The sequence below is a fragment of the Massilia sp. CCM 8734 genome, assembly GCF_011682155.1.
In the GTDB taxonomy this organism is placed as follows: Bacteria; Pseudomonadota; Gammaproteobacteria; order Burkholderiales; family Burkholderiaceae_D; genus Telluria_A; species Telluria_A rubra.
The window spans coordinates 26,469-42,638 of the sequence record NZ_WHJI01000032.1; the positions used below are offsets into that span (position 1 = coordinate 26,469).

A 16,170-nucleotide genomic window follows, 5' to 3' on the forward strand; every position below is an offset into this window, starting at 1 on the left:
ATGGCTAATCCTTGTCGGCGCGGATCTCGGCGCGCAGGGAGAGCAGGATGTCGGCAATCGATACGCCGTCGGCCTCGGCCTCGAAATTGCGCAGCACACGGTGCGCCAGCACCGGCAGCAGCATGGCGCCGATGTCGTCGCGCGTGACGGCCAGGCGCTTGTGCATCAGCGCGCGCGCCTTGGCGGCCAGCACCAGCGCCTGCCCGGCGCGCGGACCGGCGCCCCAGCCGACATGTTTGGTGACGGCGGTAACACGCGACTCCTGCGGGCGCGTGGCGCGCACCAGGCGCGTGGCGTAGCGCAGCAGGTGTTCGCCAATTTCGATATCGCGCACCAGCTTTTGCAAGCGCAGCAGGCTGTCCACATCCATCACCCGCGGCGCGTCGGCAAGACCGGCGTGGGTGGTGCGCGAGATCATCATCATCTCTTCATCTTCGGTCGGGTAGCCGACGTCGATGCGCAGCAAAAAGCGGTCCAGCTGCGCTTCCGGCAGCGGGTAGGTGCCGGCCTGCTCGATCGGGTTTTGCGTGGCCAGCACAAAGAAGGGTTTCGGCAAGGTGTGGGTAACACCGGCAAAGGTCACCGCGCGCTCCTGCATCGCTTCGAGCAGCGCCGACTGGGTCTTGGGCGGCGCGCGGTTGATTTCGTCGGCCAGCAGAACCTGCGTGAACACGGGACCGGGCTGGAAGCGGAAGATACGCTGGCGCGTCTCCTGGTTTTCTTCAAGGATTTCAGTGCCGATAATATCTGACGGCATCAGGTCGGGCGTGAACTGCACGCGCTGGAATGTGAGGTCGGTGGCTTGCGCCAGCGACTTGACCAGCAAGGTCTTGCCGAGGCCCGGCACGCCCTCGACCAGCGCGTGGCCGCCGGCCAGCAGGCAGATGACGAGCGACTCGATCACTTCGTCCTGGCCGATGATCACGGTCGACATGCTCGCCTTGAGCGCGCTGATTTTTGCCGTCAGGTCGGCGATTTCTTTCTCTTCCCAAGCTACTGACACTGTCACGCTCCCAAAGCATACTGAATAATATTGACCGCAAAGCGGGTGTTGTCGACCACCAGCCAGCGTTTGTTGCGGAAGTCGTAATCCCACTCGCAGCCATAGTCCTTGTTCGAATACAGCACGCGCACGCGCCCGTTGATGTCAATCGCCTTGAGGTAATCGTGTACCAGGTCGTCGCCCCAGCCATTGAGCTCATTGCCGGTGTTGGGCGGGCCGTCGAACTGGAAGAAGCTCGAATAGATCGGGTGGTTGTTGGGGATCTTCTTGAGCGCTTTCGGGCCGAAAATGCGCGCCAGTTCGGCCTCGAAGGACTTGGCGAACAGGCCGTCGATGTCGTGGTTGCAGTCGTCGACGAACACGAAGCCGCCGCCACGCACGTAGCGCTCGAAGTTCTTGCGCTCGGCCGGCGTGAACTGCACCAGCTTGTGCCCCGCCAGGTAGCAAAAGGGGGCCTCCAGCATCTTGGCGTCGGACAGCGCGATCACCCGCTCGACCGGATCGACGCGCAAAGTGGTGTACTCCACCAGCGAATTGAGCACGTTGCTGGGCATGCGGATATCCACGTCCCAGTCGCCCGACTCGTACATCAGGCGCGTGAAGTAGAAGTCATAGATGCGCATCGTCCGGCCCCGCCTTACACCGCGTCCGACAGCGACGTGAAGTTGAAGTCGCGGATCTTCATCGGCGGGATCATCATCTGGAAGTTCATGCCATCGCCGCCGAGAATCTGCGGCTTGCCCAGTTCATCGAGATTATTGAGCATCGAGACCGGGCTTTCGTTGAAACGGAAGTTCTTGACCGGATGCTTGATCTTGCCGTTTTCGACGTAGAAGGTGCCGTCGCGCGTGAGCCCCGTGAGCAGCAGCGATTGCGGATCGACGTCGCGGATGTACCAGGTGCGGGTGACGACGATGCCCTTCTTGGTCGAGGCGATCATCTCGTCGAGCGACTTGGACCCGCCCGCCATGATCATATTGCCGTGACGGCCGCGCGCCTTCATCTTTTGCTTGTTGGCCCAGAACAGCGAGTAGTCGAGCGAGACGATCTTGCCATTCTTGATGATGTCGGTGCGTTCGCGCGGCAGCATCGATTCGGTGTCCCATGGGCGCACCGGAACGTCCTTGTTCCATGGATCGGCCCAGACGTTGACCTGCTCGTCGAAGAGTTTTTCGCCGAGGCGGTTGCCGCCGCCTTTTTTCGACAGGAAGCTGCGGCCCTCGTCGGCGCGGCGCGCGTCGAACGCGCCGAACATGCGCCCGACCAGGTCCGATGTGGCGGCCGGCTCCAGGATCACCGTGTAGCGGCCCGGTTCCAGCGCCCTGGCGTCGACCGAACGCAGCGCCTTTTCGATCGCCACGGCGGACGCTTCGCGCGCGTCGAAATTGCGCACGTCGTTGGCCGAACGGGTCACCCAGCCGGAACCGCGGCCATCTTCGGTGCGCGCGGTGCAAGTGAAGCTGACGTTGGTGAATTCGTGGTGGCCAAATACACCATTCGAATTGGCGATGGTTTCGAAACCGGTGTTATCGACAAAGAAGCCGGCCGTCACCAGCTTGTTCTTGCGCCCCGCCAGAATGCTGTGCGAGGCGACGTCGGCGCGAAATTCCGGATCGATGGCGGCAGTCTCGCGCGCAAACGCGTTCGACGCCTTGTATTCCTGCTTGCCAATGGCGGCGATGAATTCCGGATTTTCAGGCGCCAGGCGGGCCACGTCTTCGGCGCGGCGCACGGCTTTTTCGAGCGACTTGTCGTCGAATTCATTGATCGAGGCGGTTCCCTGGCGCTTGCCGAAGGCCACGCTCACCGTCATCTGCATGTCTTCGTTCAGGCCTGCGGTCGACACGCTGTTTTGCGCGTAGCGGATATTGCCGGTGCGGGTGCCATTGATCGCCACGCGGCATTCGTCGGCCTTGGAAAACCCGAGCACGCGCTCGCACATCCGTTTTGCTTCTTCCTGGTTCAACTGTTTCATGCTGCGCTTTCTCCTTAGCCGATCTTGCGAGCGGTGTTGATGACGTTGATGCCGTTAAAACGCGTAGTGCTCGATCCGTGCGACACCGCGCTGACCTGGCTGGGCTGCCCTTTGCCATCGAAGAACGAGCCACCCATGCGCCAGTCGCGCTGGTCGCAAATGGCGCTGCACGCGTTCCAGAACTCCTGGGTGTTGGACTGGTAGGCCACGTCTTCCACGGGACCGGCGATCTTGCCGTTCTTGATCTCGAAGTACAACTGGCCGCCGAACTGGAAGTTGTAGCGCTGCTGGTCGATCGAGTAAGAGCCACGTCCGAGGATGTAGATGCCCTTCTTGACGTCCTTGACCATCTCGTCGGGCGTGAGGCGCTCCTTGCCGGCTTGTAGCGAGATGTTCGGCATGCGCTGGAATTGCACGCTGTTCCAGCTGTCGGCGTACGAACAGCCGTGCGATTCTTTTTCGCCGATGATGTGAGCCTGGTCGCGCGTGGCCTGGTAGTTCACCAGCACGCCGTTCTTGATGATGTCCCAGCGCTTGGCGGGCACGCCTTCGTCGTCGTAGCCGACCGCGCCGAGAGACCCGGGTTCGTTTTTGTCGGCGATGAAGTTAACCCTGTCGGCGCCGAACTTGAATTGTCTGGTCTTCCATTTATCGAGCGTGGCGAAACTGGTGCCGGCGTAATTGGCCTCGTACCCCAGCACCCGGTCCAGTTCCGTCGGGTGGCCGACCGATTCGTGGATGGTCAGGAACAAGTGTTCGGGCGAGAGCACCAGGTCGTACTTGCCCGGTTCGACGGTTTTGGCGCCCAGCTTTTCGCGCGCCTGGCGGCCGGCGGCGCGCGCATCTTCCACCATGTCGTAGGACTTGGTGTAGAGCGTGGCGACGCCGCCGGCGGCCTTGATCTTGTCGGCCGGGCGGGCGTCGAAGTACTCGTAGCCCATGCCGGCCGGAGAGGCCAGGCCGTCGCGGGTGCGGAATTTGTTGCTGGTCTTATCGACGGCGGTCGCAGTCAAAGGCGCCCACAGGCGATGGATGTCCTGGTCGATGTAGGAGCCGTCGGTGGAGGCGAAGTACTTTTGCTGGTTGACCTGGAACAGGGTCGAGGTCATGAAGCTGGCGCCGGCGTCCAGGCCGGCCTTGTTGGCGGCGATGAGCATCTCGGCCTTGTCCTTGATGGGGACCGTGCGCCAGTCGCGGGTGAACGGCGTGGCCCAGGCGACTTCGCCGACGCCCTTGACCGGCGCCATTTGCAGCGGCTCGCTTTGCAGCTTGCTGTTGGCGCGGGCGATGGCCACGGCCTGGCGCGCGGCGGCGGCGATGCTGTCCGGCGACATGTCGTTGGTCGAAGCGAAGCCGTAAGCGCCGTTGGCGATCACGCGCACGCCCACGCCGGACGACTCGGTGTTGACGATGTTTTCCACGTTCAGGTCGCGCGTGGTGATGAACTGGTTCAGGTAACGGCCGATGCGCACGTCGCAGTAGGTGGCGCCGGCCTTGGTGGCGGCGTTCATGGCGGCGTCGGCCAGCGACTTCTTGAAGGCGATGGCGACCGGGTTCATTAATTCTTCGGCCGCGATGGCGTTGCCGAAGACCGGTACCATGATAGCGCCGGCAGCGCCGCTACTGATTTTAAGGAAGGTACGTCGTTCCACTGTTTGCTCCTGCTTGCCCCGTCGTTCCCGCGCCAAGGCGGCCCTCGGCGCGGGAATGACGTGGTGATGGTTACACCGCGTCCGACAAGGACGTAAAGTTGAAATCCCTGACCTTCATCGGCGGAATCAGCATCGAATACGGCGCCTCGTCACCCGCGATCACCTGCGGCTTGCCGATCGCCTCGATATTGTTCAACATCGTCACCGGGCTTTCGTTGAACCGGAAGTTCTTGATCGGATGCTTGATCTTGCCGTTCTCGATGTAGAAGGTGCCGTCGCGCGTCAGGCCGGTCAGCAGCACCGACTGCGGGTCTACCTCGCGGATGTACCAGGTGCGCGTGACCAGCACGCCCTTCTTGGTACTGGCGATCAGTTCCGCCGTCGATTTGTCGGTCCCGCCCATGATCATATTCCCCGGCGCGCCAATGGCGCGCACGCCTTTCTTCTTGGCCCAGAACAGCGAATAGTCGAGCGCCGACACCTTGCCGTCCTTGATCAGGTTCATGCGCTCGCGCGCCAGCATGGTGTTCGCCTCCCACGGCAGTACCGGCACGTCCTTGTCCCAGGGGTCGGACCAGATGTTGACCTGCGCGTCGAACAGCTTGTCGCCCAGGCGCGTACCGCCGCCCTTCTTCGACAAAAAACTGCGGCCCTCGTCGGCCTGGCGCGCATCGAAACCACCGAGCATGAAGCCGATCAGGTCGGACGTGGCGGCAGGTTCCAGGATCACCGTGTAGCGGCCCGGCTCCAATGCCCTGGCGTCGACCGAGCGCAGGGCTTTTTCGATCGCCACGTCGGATGCTTCGCGCGCATCGAAACGCGCCACGTCGGTGGCCGAGCGCTTGACCCAACCCGACCCGCGCCCGTCTTCGGTGCGCACGGTGCAGGTGAAGTCGACGTTGGTCTCTTCCTGGTGGCCGAATACGCCGTTCGAATTGAGGATGGTCTGGAACGTATGGCTGTCGGTGAAAAAGCCCGCGCATACCAGCTTGTTCTTGCGGCTCGCCTCGATGCTGTAGGCGGCCGTCTGCGCGCGAAACTCCGGGTCGATGGCGGCGCTGGCGCGGCTGAATGTCTCCGATGCCTTGAACGCCTGCTTGCCGACGGCCGGCATGAACTCCGGATTTTCCGGCGCCAGGCGCGCCAGGTCCTCGGCGCGGCGCACGACTTTTTCGAGCGACTTGTCGTCGAATTCGTTGATGATGGCGGTGCCCTGGCGCTTGCCGAAAGCCACCTGCACCACCAGCTCGGCGTTGTCCACCAGGCCGGCCGTGGAGACGTTATTGCGCGCGTAGCGGATGTTACCGGTGCGCCCACCGCTCACACGCACGGTGCATTCGTCGGCCTTGGACAAAGCCATCACACGCTCGGCGATACGCTTGCTTTCTTCTTGAGTCAGAATTTTCATGTGCGGTCCCCTGGCTTAGCCGATCTTGCGTGCGGTGTTGATGACGTTGATGCCATTGAAGCGGGTGGTAGCAGACCCGTGCGACACCGTGCTGACCTGGCTCGGCTGGCCTTTGCCGTCGAAGAAGGAGCCGCCCATGCGCCAGTCGCTCTCGTCGCAGATGGCGCCGCAGGCGTTCCAGAATTCCTGGGTGTTCGACTGGTAGGCCACGTCCTCCAGTGGAGCGCCGATCTTGCCGTTGTTGATTTCGTAGAACAGCTGGCCGCCGAACTGGAAGTTGTAGCGCTGCTGGTCGATCGAGAACGAGCCCGCACCGACGATGTAGATACCTTTCTTGACATCCTTGACCATCTGGTCGGGCGTGAGCTTGGCTTTCCCGGCTTGCAGCGAGATGTTGGGCATGCGCTGGAACTGCACGCTGCTCCAGCTGTCGGCATACGAGCAGCCGTGCGACTCCTTTTCGCCGATGATGTGGGCCTGGTCGCGCGTGGCCTGGTAGTTGACCAGGATGCCGTCCTTGATGATGTCCCAGCGCTTGCCCGGCACGCCTTCGTCGTCGTAGCCGACCGCGCCCAGCGAGCCTGGCGCGGTCTTGTCGGCCACGATGTTCACGCGCTCGGAGCCGTACTTGAATTTCTTGGTTTCCCACTTGTCGAGCGTGGCGAAGCTGGTGCCGGCGAAATTGGCCTCGTAGCCCAGCACCCGATCGAGTTCGGTCGGGTGGCCTACCGATTCGTGGATCGTCAGCCACAGGTGCTCGGGCGAGAGCACCAGGTCGTATTTGCCCGGCGCGACCGACTTGGCGGTCAGCTTTTCCTTGGCCTGGCGCCCGCAGGCGCGCGCGTCTTCAATCAGGTCGTAGGAATTCTTGTACAGGGTGCACACGCCCCCGGCGGCCTTGATCTTGTCCTCAGAACGCGCATCGAGGTATTCGTAGCCCATGCCGACCGGCGTGGACAAGCCCTGGCGTGAGCGGAACTTGTTGCTGGCCTTGTCGACGGCGGTGGCGAACACCGGCATCCACATGCGGTGCACGTCCTGGTCGATGTAGGAGCCGTCGGTGGAGGCGAAGTATTTTTGCTGGTTCACCTGGAACATCAGCGACTGCATGAAGCTCGCGCCGCCGTCCATGCCGGCCTTGTTGGCGGCGATCAGCAGCTCGGCTTTTTCCTTGATGGGGACCGTGCGCCAGTCCTTCTTGATTGGGGTGGCCCAGGCCACTTCGCCCACGCCCTTGACGCTCGCAAGGCGCACCGGTTCGGATTGCAGCTTGGCGTTGGCCTTGGCGATGGCGACCGCCTGGCGCGCGGCGCCGGCCACCGCGTCGGGCGACATGTCGGAAGTGGCGGCAAAGCCGTAGGCGCCGTTGCAGATAACCCGCACGCCGACGCCTGCCGATTCGGTATTGGTCACGCTTTCGACGTTCAGGTCGCGCGTGGTGATGAACTGGTTCAGGTAGCGGCCGATGCGCACGTCGCAGTAGCTGGCGCCGGCGCCGGTGGCGGCGTTCAGGGCCACGTCGGCCAGGGTCTTCTTGAACTTTGCTGCTAGGGGATTGAGTAATTCTTCAGCGGCGATGGCGTTGCCGAACACCGGCACCAGCATCGTGCCCAGTGCGAGCCCGCTGATATTGAGAAAAGCACGTCGTTCCATAGTATCTCCTGACAATCACCACGAAGGGAGCGTCCCGCCGCACTGCGCGAGCGCTCTTTGTTTTTTGTACTTAGAGCCTGTTTCGGCAGGCCGGAGTCGCAGTGGGCGCGCATGGCAGGCGGGGGAGGCGTTGTTCGTCGTTGCATGGCTAGCCATGCGGCCTCCTCGCGCCTTGCCCGCGCCCGCCATGCGTCGCCCCCTGCTTCCCCCGGCCTACCGAAACAGGCTCTTACCCGGACCATGCCGATCGCTGGCCTGAACCAAAAAATCAACAGGAACCTTACCAGCAAAGTGGCGAAAAGAATACGCAAAACTTGTGCCACAAGCTAAGTGCTTGATTCGCGATTCCGCGAGTGTCCGGCGGACGCTGTCCGCAGTGTCCGCAGCTGTGTCCGCTCGCTCTGGCGGACAGTATGTACAAGAGCCTATCCCGGCAGATCGGAGTCGCGGATGGCGCGCCTGGCAAGCGGGGGCCGCGTTGCTCGTCGTTGCATGGCTAGCCATGCGGCCTCCTCTCGCCTTGCCCGCGCTTCCCATGCATCACCATCCGCTTCCCCCGATCTGCCGGGATAGACTCTATGAAATTCGGCTTGACCTTCAAGCGTGCATACTCGATCATCGCGCTAGTTGGCGATATTGCATCGCCCCCCCAGTACTTACCGATACCGGAGACGACAACATGAAACGATTGATCCTGGCCGCGATGCTGGCCGCAGGCATGGCCGGCGCAGCCCACGCCGATGACGCACTCAAGGCAGCTATCGCCAACACCGAGCGCACCCCTGCCAACGCCGCGCGCGACAGCGCCCGTCATCCTTACGAAACGCTGACCTTCTTCGGCATCAAGCCGACCATGACGGTGGTCGAGCTGTCGCCGGGCGGCGGCTGGTACACCGAAATCCTGGCGCCCTACCTGCGCGAGAAGGGCAAGCTGATCGCCGCCGGCGAGTCGCCCGCGTCGGCCAAGGAAGGCGCGCGCAAATACGCCGCCAACCTGACCAAGAAGCTCGAATCGAAACCGGCCACGTTCGACAAGGTGCAGCGCGGCGTGTTTGAAGTGCCGACCACGTACGACTTCGCCAAGCCGGGTACGGCCGACCTGGTGGTCACCTTCCGCAACATCCATAACTGGACCGGCAATGGCGACGACAAGGTCAAGGAGATCTTCAAGAAGGTCCACGAGAGCCTGAAACCGGGCGGCGTGTTCGGCGTGGTGGAACACCGCGCGCCGGCCGGCAAAGCGCCAAACCCGGACAGCGGCTACGTACAGGAAGCGTACGTGATCAAGATCGCCGAAAGCGCCGGCTTCAAGCTGGCCGCCAAGTCGGAAGTGAATGCCAATCCCAAGGACAAGGCTGACCACAACAAGGGCGTGTGGGCACTGCCGCCGGTGCTGGCCAATAAAGATGTCGACCGCGAAAAGTACATGGCAATTGGCGAAAGCGACCGCATGACGCTCAAGTTCGTGAAACAGTAACATCCAAGAACGGCTCCGCAAGGGGCCGTTTTTTTGTCCACCGGTTGCGTCCCACCGCTGGAACGACGCGCCGCGCGCGTGTATGATTAACGCTCGCCGCCCCTTCTCCCAACCAGAAATTACCCAATGAACATATCGCGTATCGCCGTCGCCGCCGCCCTCGTCGCGGCGAGCCTGCTGGCCCATGGAGCACAGGATGTCACCAGTTCGGGTTCGGCGGCCGCGCCAGTGGCCGCCATTCCCGCCAACCTCGAAAATTCGGTGGTCAAGGTGTTCGCCTCTTTGCGCCGCCCGGACCCGTACAAGCCATGGACCAAGGCCTCGCCGCTGGAGGTGACCGGCTCCGGCGTGGTCATCGACGGCAAGCGCATCCTCACCAACGCCCACGTGGTCGGCTACGCCAGCCAGGTCCAGGTGCAGGCCAGCCAGGCCGGCGGCAAGGTCTCGGCCACGGTAGTGGCGGTCGCGCGCGGGATCGACCTGGCCATCCTCAAGCTCGACGACGAATCGTTTTTCGACACCCATGCGCCGGTCGCGCGCGCGAGCGTGCTGCCGGATGTGCGCGACCAGGTCTTCGCCTACGGCTACCCGACCGGCGGCACCTCGCTGTCGATCACCAAGGGCATCGTCTCGCGCATTGAATTTGCCAACTACAGCATGGGCACCACCGGCCTGCGCATCCAGATCGACGCCGCCATCAACCCTGGTAACAGCGGCGGCCCGGCGATCGCCAACGACAAGATGGTGGGGCTGGCCTTCGGCGGCGCCGCCAACACCCAGAACATCGGCTACATCATCCCGAACGAAGAAGTGGACCTGTTCCTGCGCGATGTCGCCGACGGCAAATACGACGGCAAGCCCTCGCTGACCGATGAAGTGCAGACGCTGGAAAACCCGGTCCTGCGCGAATTCCTCAAGCTCGATAAAGACGTCGCCGGCGCCGTGGTGCAGCGCCCCAACCAGAACGACGCGGCCTATCCGCTCAAGGAATGGGACGTCATCACCCACATCGGCGACTCGCCCATCGACAACCAGGGCATGGTCAAGCTGGGCGCCAACCTGCGCGTGCGCTTCCAGTACCGCGTGCAGCAGGTGACCAAGGATGGCGCGGTGCCGCTGACGATTGTCCGCGCCGGCAAGAACATGAACGTCAAGGTGCCGGCGGTGGGCGGACGCAAGCTGCTCATTCCGGACCTGAACAACGGCTATCCGTCGTACTTCATCTACGGCCCGATTGTGTTCTCGCGCGCCAGCACCGACTTCCTGGCCTTCCTCAACTCCAGCGTCAACGTCATGGCGGCGGCCAGCTACATCGCCAGCCCGCTGGTGACGCGCCGCGGCGATGCGCCGACGCCGGAGCGCCAGGAACTGGTGGTGGTCAGCTCGCCCTTCTTCCCGCATAAATCGGTAAGCGGCTACTCCAACCGTTTCGGCTCGGTGATCTACTCGGTCAACAAGGTCCCGGTACGCAGCCTGGCCCACATGGTGCAGCTGCTGCGCGACTCGAAGGACGACCTGATCGTGATCCATTTCGACCAGCGCGGCGGCGAGACCATGGTCGTGCGACGCAAGGAGATGGTCGACGCGACCGAAAGTATCTTGTCCGATAACGGCATCCGCCTGCAGGGCAGCCAGGACATGATGGACGTCTGGAACCGCAAGTAAGCCACCTGTCAAACCTGTGAGGCGGGGTGCATTGCAAATGATAATGATTCTTGTTATCATCTGACACCCGCCAGCAAGTGTCCCTGCCCGACGCCATCGCGTCGCCAGGTCCGAGAGCCAGCCTGACACTCTCCGACCTGGACCACCATGATCACTTCGACCCCGTTGCCGGCACGCGCGATTGCGCGCCGGCCTGCCGCACCATCGCGCCGCCTTGTCAACACCACCCTCAACGCGGCCATGCTGGCAGTGCTGGGCGCCGGCGCGGCGCATGCGCAAGGCCCGCGCGAGCCGCAGCAATTGTCCGGCATCGTCGTCACGCCCTTGCGCGAGAAGGCGCCCGATGCGCTGCAAGGCAGCGTGACCGTCATCAGCGCCGAGGAACTGGCGCGCCGCAATGCCGGCGACATGAGCGCCATCGCGCGCTACGAGCCGCTGGTGTCGGTGCCGGCCGCCTTCAGCGGCAGCGGCAGCGTGTGGGATGGCGCGGGGAACACGGGCTTCAATATCCGCGGCGTCGAAGGCAATCGGGTCAGCCTCGATATCGACGGCATCGCCCTGCCCGACGCCGCGCCCAAGCCGGACGGCACCGCCATGAACACCTTCGGCATCGGACGCGACTATTTTGACCCGGCCATGTTCCGCGAAGTGCGCATCGGCTCCGGCACCGGCCCGGCGGCGGCCGGCACGCCGGGCCTGGCCGGCAGCGTGGCCTTTGTCACCAAGTCGCCGGGCGACTACCTGAGCGACGACAAGCGCAGCTACCTGGCCTATGCGCTCGGCTACAGCGCCGCCAACAAGAGCCGCTCGCACAGCCTGACGGGCGCCGCGCGCCTCGGCGTACTCGATGCGCTGGCCGTGGCCGTGCACCGCAGCGGCAAGGAGCTTGAAAACAAGGGCAGCGTAACGGCCAATCCGGACGACTGGGATTCGAACGCGCTGCTGGCCAAGTTCCAGTGGACGCCAGTGCAGGGCCAACGCATCGGCCTGACCCTGGACGGCTACGAGCGCGACAACGCGCGCAGTTACGTCAACAAGACCGGCGGCCTGTATCCGGACGGCGTGCTGCAGGATTCGCACACCAAACGCACGCGCGTGAGTTTTGAGCACCGCATGAGCGGCGCCGCCAACGGCATCTTCGACACACTCGAAAGCCGCCTGTATGTGCAGGACGCCAGCGTGATTGATCGCACCCGCGCGCGCTACATCACTGGCAACCAACCCTACCTGCGCAATATCGACACCGGCTACTTCAACAAGAGCGCCGGCGCGGCGACGGACGCCACCCTGAAGCTGAACGACTCCCTCAGCCTGGCCTACGGCGCCGCCTGGGAGCAAACCGAGACGCGCCGTCCGTGGCTGGAAGACCGCACCGTCGTCGCCACGGGTGCGCACCAGTTCACGATGAAGAACCGCATGGCCGACATGGACAGCGACAAGGCGAGCGCCTACCTGCGCGGCGAATTCGGCTTCGCGCTGGGCGGCTACAAGGCCACGCTCACGCCCGGCCTGCGCGCCGAATACCGCAAGCTCACGCCCAAGAACCTGGGCGGCTACGTGGTCGCCGTGCCATCGGCAGCCGGCGAGATCAAGACCGAGAGCGATGCCTACGCCACCCCGAGCCTGAATCTGTCGGTCGCACTGAGCGACGACCTGTCGGTGTATGCGCGCCTCAATCGCGGCGCGCGCCTGCCGACGGCGGCCGAACGCACCGGCACCTACGACTCGTTCAGCTACACCGGATCGGGTGTGGGCTACGCGGTGCTGGGCAATCCGAACCTGAAAAAGGAAACCAGCCAGGCGTTCGAGGCGGGCGTGAAAAGCAGCCCGGCCAAAGGCATGCAGGTCAGTGCATCGGTGTTCCGCACCGAGTACAAGAACTTCATCGACTACGTGGCGCAAGCGCCGGACCCGGTGAACTACCCGACCATCACGCGCGGCCTGTACCGGCCGGAGAACAACGGCAGCGCGCGCACCTGGGGCGGCGAAGCGTCGCTGCGCGCGGAACTGGGTACGTGGGCGCCGGCGCTGGCCGGCTACAGCGTTGCGGCGGCCGCCGGTGTCTCGCACGGCAAGGCGCGCGACAGCAGCACCGGCAAGGAAGGCGAACTGGCCTCCACCCTGCCGCGCAAGGCCAGCGCCACCCTCGCCTACGATGCGCCGGGCGATGCCTGGGGCGTTTCGCTGAGCGCCGTGGCAACCGCCGGCAAGCGGCCGGCTTCGGACACCATCGGCGACACCAGCGTGGCGCGCTTCCAGATCGCCGGCGCCACCGTGGCCGACCTGGCCGCCTACTGGAACATCGGCAAGAACGTCAAACTCAACGTCGGTATCTACAACCTGGGCGACAAGCGCTATTGGGACTACGCGACATCGCGCTCGCTGGCCGCAGGCGGTGACGCCGCCACACTGGCCGACATCGAACGCCAGACACGCCCCGGCCGCAATGCTGCGGCCATGCTGACGTTCCAATACTAACCACTCTTTTTCACCACCCGGAGACTTTCATGAAACGCTTACGCACCCTTCCGCTGGCCATTGCCGGCGCCCTGCTTGTGCTGGCCGGCCACGCCGGCGCCGCCACCCTGACCGAGCGCTGGAGCCTGCTCCGCGCCGAACAGCCCAAGGTGATGATCCGCGACGCCGCGCGCACGCTCGGCGTATCCGAAGCCGACCTGCTGGCGACCGGCATCGGCAGCACCGTCACGCGCCTGCGCAGCGACGGCAACGACCCGCGCGAAATCATGCGCCGCGCGCTCGACCTGGGCACCGTGCTGGCGCTGACGCGCAACGAGAATGGCGTGATCGAACGCACCGGCGTGGCGACCAAGGTCAAGCCGCAGCCGGACGATGACAAAGAGGTGGTGAAGGACGAAGAACGCGAAGCGCGCCAGCGCAACATCGCCGGCGGCTACCTCGGTGGCGAGATCGACCTGCGCTTCACGTTCTCGAAGTGGAAGCATGCCTTTGCGGTGGCGCAGCCGGGCGCGGACGGCGTGGTCAAACGCAGCCTGCAGTTCTTCGACGAGAACGGCGCCGCGATCCACAAGATCTATCCGAAAGACGCCGCCGGCGTGGCCGTGTTCGACAAGCTGGTGGCCGACTTCCGCCATCCCGAACAGAACGCGGCGCTCAAGGTGGCCGCGCGCGCGCCGAAAGCCGCCGAACTGGCCGACAGCAAAGTCGATGTGAAGGAATTCCAGCAGGCCTGGAACGAGATGAGCGACGTGCACCAGTTCAACCGCCTGCTAACCGAATTCAAGATCACGCGCGAACAGGCAATGCGCCTTGCGCCGGCCGGCATGGTGCAGCGCCTCAAACCCGAAGCGGTACGCACCCTGCTCGACGAAGCGGCCAAACAGCAGCTGCCGATCATGTCCTTCCTCGGCAACGGCGCGCTGATCCAGATCTTCAGCGGCAAGATCACCAAGACGGCGCCAAGCGCGGGCTGGTACAACGTGCTCGATCCGGCCTTTAACCTGCACCTGCGCGACAGCGCCTTCAAGAGCGGCTGGGTGGTGCGGCGCGCGGGCGTGACCTCGGTCGAGTTCTACGACAACGAGGGCGAACAGGTGGTGAGCTTCTTCGGCGTGCGCGAACGCGGCCAACCGCAGCCGAAAAGCTGGGTTGACCTGACCGCCGCGCTGCCGAAGGGATGAGCGAGGCTTACTTCGCGTCCTTGATGTCCTTCTTCTTCGCGGGCGTAAACAACAGGTCCGCGAAGTCGTAGCTGAAGTCCGTCTCGGTCGACACCGGCGCCATCTTCATGCGTTCGATGCTGCCGTCCGGGTTCAGCGAAAACGTGACGTAAGCGTCGGCGTTGAAGTTGCGCTCCTTCCAGCGCACGATGAAGGTATCGTGCTGGAAGTGCTCCAGTTCCCCGGTCAGGTCGGGCGTGCGGGTAAAGCTCATCACCCGCCTGGCGCCGACCGGCTTGATGGTCACCGCGCCGTACCAGGCGTCGTTGTACTCGCCGTCGTAGGCGGCCAGCGGCAGCGACGGGCGCGAGGCGGCGGCGCGGGTTGCATTGGCCGTCTTCTGTTTCGCCAGGTCCTTGTTGCGCATCTCGGTTTCCACATCGCTGATCAACTTGATCCAGTCGCTCGGCGCAGGATTGAGGGAATCATCGAGATAATGATCGAGCAGGCGATACTGCAGCGACGTCATGGCTCCGCCGCTTTCGGCATTGGTCAAAATCGCGATGCCCAGCTTCGCTTCCGGCACCATCACCACGCGCGAATAGAAGCCCTGCAGCGCGCCGCCGTGCAAGGCCAGCTTGCGGCCCTTGTAGTCGCGCAGCTGGAAGCCCAGGCCATAGGCGAAGAAATTCGGCTTGGTCGCCGCCAGCGTCGGTTTCGGCTCGCTGATCTTCATCGGCGTTTGCGCGGTCCACATTTCGCGGCTTTGCGCCTCGCTGAACAGGCGCGCTGGATTGCCCTGCGCATCCTTCGGCGCGGCGGCGATGGCGCCGCCATCGAGCAGCACCGTCATCCAGCGCGCGATATCCTCGGCGTTGGTGTTGATGCCGACCGCGCCCACCGCATTCGGCACCGGCAGCGCGCGCACCGCGGCGATCTTGCCGTTGATTTTGCTGTGCGGGGCCGACACGTTGGGGTTGCCCGCATTCTCGGCCAGGCTGGTGGTGGTCGTGTTCATCCCCAAGGGTGTCAGGATGCGCTCGCGCACCGCATCGCCCCACGGCCTGCCGGCCTTTTGCGCGATGATCTTGCCGGCCACGATATACAGCAGGTTATCGTAGGCGTAGCTGTTGCGAAAACTCGTGGCTGGCTTCACGTAGCGCAGCTGCCCGATGATTTCGTCGGTCGTAAAACTGGTGGTCGGCCACCACAGCAGGTCGCCGGCGCCCAGTCCCAGGCCGCTGCGGTGCACCAGCAAGTCGCGCACCGTCATCTCGCGGGTGACGTAGGCGTCGTACATCTGGAAGTCGGGCAGGTGCTTGATGACCTTGTCGTCCCATTCCAGCTTGCCCTCGTCGACCAGCATGGCCAGCGCGGCGGCGGTAAACGCCTTGGAGTTCGAGGCCACCTCGAAAATGGTCTTGCCGTCGACCGGCGCCGGTTCGCCCAGCTTGCGCACGCCGAAGCCGCGCGTGGCCACCACCTTGCCATCCTTGACGATGGCGATCGCCATGCCGGGAACATCGAAGGTCTGCATGACGCGCGCGACATCGGCGTCGAGGTCATACGCGCGCGCCGGCGCGCTGGCCGCGACCGGGGCGCGTGGCGTGGCTGGCGCCTGCGCGACAGCCGCAAAACTACTCAAGGCAAGCAGGGTCGCCCCCGCGATACGGTTCAAATGAAGCACGGTGCCGATCCT

General features: G+C 64.1%; 11 protein-coding genes. 4 read left to right on the plus strand and 7 right to left on the minus strand.

The window, feature by feature from the left end; all coding sequences use genetic code 11:
• Positions 1 to 4: 4 nt before the first annotated feature.
• From F2P46_RS24795 to F2P46_RS24820, 6 genes are all read right to left on the minus strand, one after another.
• Positions 5 to 1,009, minus strand: a complete 1,005-nt coding sequence (locus tag F2P46_RS24795; protein ID WP_368737954.1) for an AAA family ATPase — start codon at positions 1,007 to 1,009, stop codon at positions 5 to 7.
• Positions 1,006 to 1,626, minus strand: coding sequence for a DUF4159 domain-containing protein (locus F2P46_RS24800; RefSeq protein WP_166895232.1), 621 nt, complete (start codon positions 1,624 to 1,626; stop codon positions 1,006 to 1,008). The genes F2P46_RS24795 and F2P46_RS24800 overlap by 4 nt, the downstream gene beginning before the upstream one ends.
• A gap of 14 nt (positions 1,627 to 1,640) precedes the next feature.
• Positions 1,641 to 2,978 (minus strand): TldD/PmbA family protein, encoded by a 1,338-nt coding sequence (locus tag F2P46_RS24805; RefSeq protein WP_166895234.1) that lies wholly within the window; start codon positions 2,976 to 2,978, stop codon positions 1,641 to 1,643.
• A 14-nt stretch (positions 2,979 to 2,992) separates the two neighbouring features.
• A complete protein-coding gene (locus F2P46_RS24810) occupies positions 2,993 to 4,630 on the minus strand; it encodes a TldD/PmbA family protein (RefSeq protein WP_166895236.1) in 1,638 nt (545 codons plus the stop codon).
• 70 nt (positions 4,631 to 4,700) lie between these two features.
• Positions 4,701 to 6,038, minus strand: coding sequence for a TldD/PmbA family protein (locus F2P46_RS24815; RefSeq protein ID WP_166895238.1), 1,338 nt, complete (start codon positions 6,036 to 6,038; stop codon positions 4,701 to 4,703).
• A gap of 15 nt (positions 6,039 to 6,053) precedes the next feature.
• Positions 6,054 to 7,691 carry a TldD/PmbA family protein gene (locus F2P46_RS24820; protein ID WP_166895240.1) on the minus strand — a complete coding sequence of 546 codons (1,638 nt, stop codon included), beginning with the start codon at positions 7,689 to 7,691 and terminating at the stop codon, positions 6,054 to 6,056.
• 679 nt (positions 7,692 to 8,370) lie between these two features.
• Between F2P46_RS24820 and F2P46_RS24825 the strand changes: the two genes are divergently transcribed.
• From F2P46_RS24825 to F2P46_RS24840, 4 genes are all read left to right on the plus strand, one after another.
• Entirely contained in the window at positions 8,371 to 9,168 is a 798-nt protein-coding gene (locus F2P46_RS24825; RefSeq protein WP_166895242.1) for a class I SAM-dependent methyltransferase, read from the plus strand.
• Between the two features lie 126 nt (positions 9,169 to 9,294).
• Positions 9,295 to 10,833, plus strand: coding sequence for a S1C family serine protease (locus F2P46_RS24830; RefSeq protein WP_166895244.1), 1,539 nt, complete (start codon positions 9,295 to 9,297; stop codon positions 10,831 to 10,833).
• Between the two features lie 147 nt (positions 10,834 to 10,980).
• On the plus strand, positions 10,981 to 13,311 hold the full coding sequence (locus tag F2P46_RS24835; protein ID WP_166895246.1) for a TonB-dependent receptor: 2,331 nt from the start codon (positions 10,981 to 10,983) through the stop codon (positions 13,309 to 13,311).
• 29 nt (positions 13,312 to 13,340) lie between these two features.
• Positions 13,341 to 14,492 (plus strand): hemin-degrading factor, encoded by a 1,152-nt coding sequence (locus F2P46_RS24840; RefSeq protein ID WP_166895248.1) that lies wholly within the window; start codon positions 13,341 to 13,343, stop codon positions 14,490 to 14,492.
• Positions 14,493 to 14,499: 7 nt separating this feature from the next.
• Here F2P46_RS24840 and F2P46_RS24845 read toward each other — a convergent pair whose 3' ends face one another.
• Positions 14,500 to 16,158, minus strand: coding sequence for a serine hydrolase (locus F2P46_RS24845; RefSeq protein WP_166895250.1), 1,659 nt, complete (start codon positions 16,156 to 16,158; stop codon positions 14,500 to 14,502).
• Positions 16,159 to 16,170: the final 12 nt, after the last annotated feature.

What these genes read in the sequence shown, in the direction of transcription:
- F2P46_RS24800 (WP_166895232.1), bottom strand. Translation starts at nt 1,626, where the DNA reads ATGCGCATCTATGACTTCTACTTCACGCGCCTGATGTACGAGTCGGGC.
- F2P46_RS24805 (WP_166895234.1), bottom strand. Translation starts at nt 2,978, where the DNA reads ATGAAACAGTTGAACCAGGAAGAAGCAAAACGGATGTGCGAGCGCGTG.
- F2P46_RS24815 (WP_166895238.1), bottom strand. Translation starts at nt 6,038, where the DNA reads ATGAAAATTCTGACTCAAGAAGAAAGCAAGCGTATCGCCGAGCGTGTG.
- F2P46_RS24820 (WP_166895240.1), bottom strand. Translation starts at nt 7,691, where the DNA reads ATGGAACGACGTGCTTTTCTCAATATCAGCGGGCTCGCACTGGGCACG.
- F2P46_RS24825 (WP_166895242.1), top strand. Translation starts at nt 8,371, where the DNA reads ATGAAACGATTGATCCTGGCCGCGATGCTGGCCGCAGGCATGGCCGGC.
- F2P46_RS24830 (WP_166895244.1), top strand. Translation starts at nt 9,295, where the DNA reads ATGAACATATCGCGTATCGCCGTCGCCGCCGCCCTCGTCGCGGCGAGC.
- F2P46_RS24835 (WP_166895246.1), top strand. Translation starts at nt 10,981, where the DNA reads ATGATCACTTCGACCCCGTTGCCGGCACGCGCGATTGCGCGCCGGCCT.
- F2P46_RS24840 (WP_166895248.1), top strand. Translation starts at nt 13,341, where the DNA reads ATGAAACGCTTACGCACCCTTCCGCTGGCCATTGCCGGCGCCCTGCTT.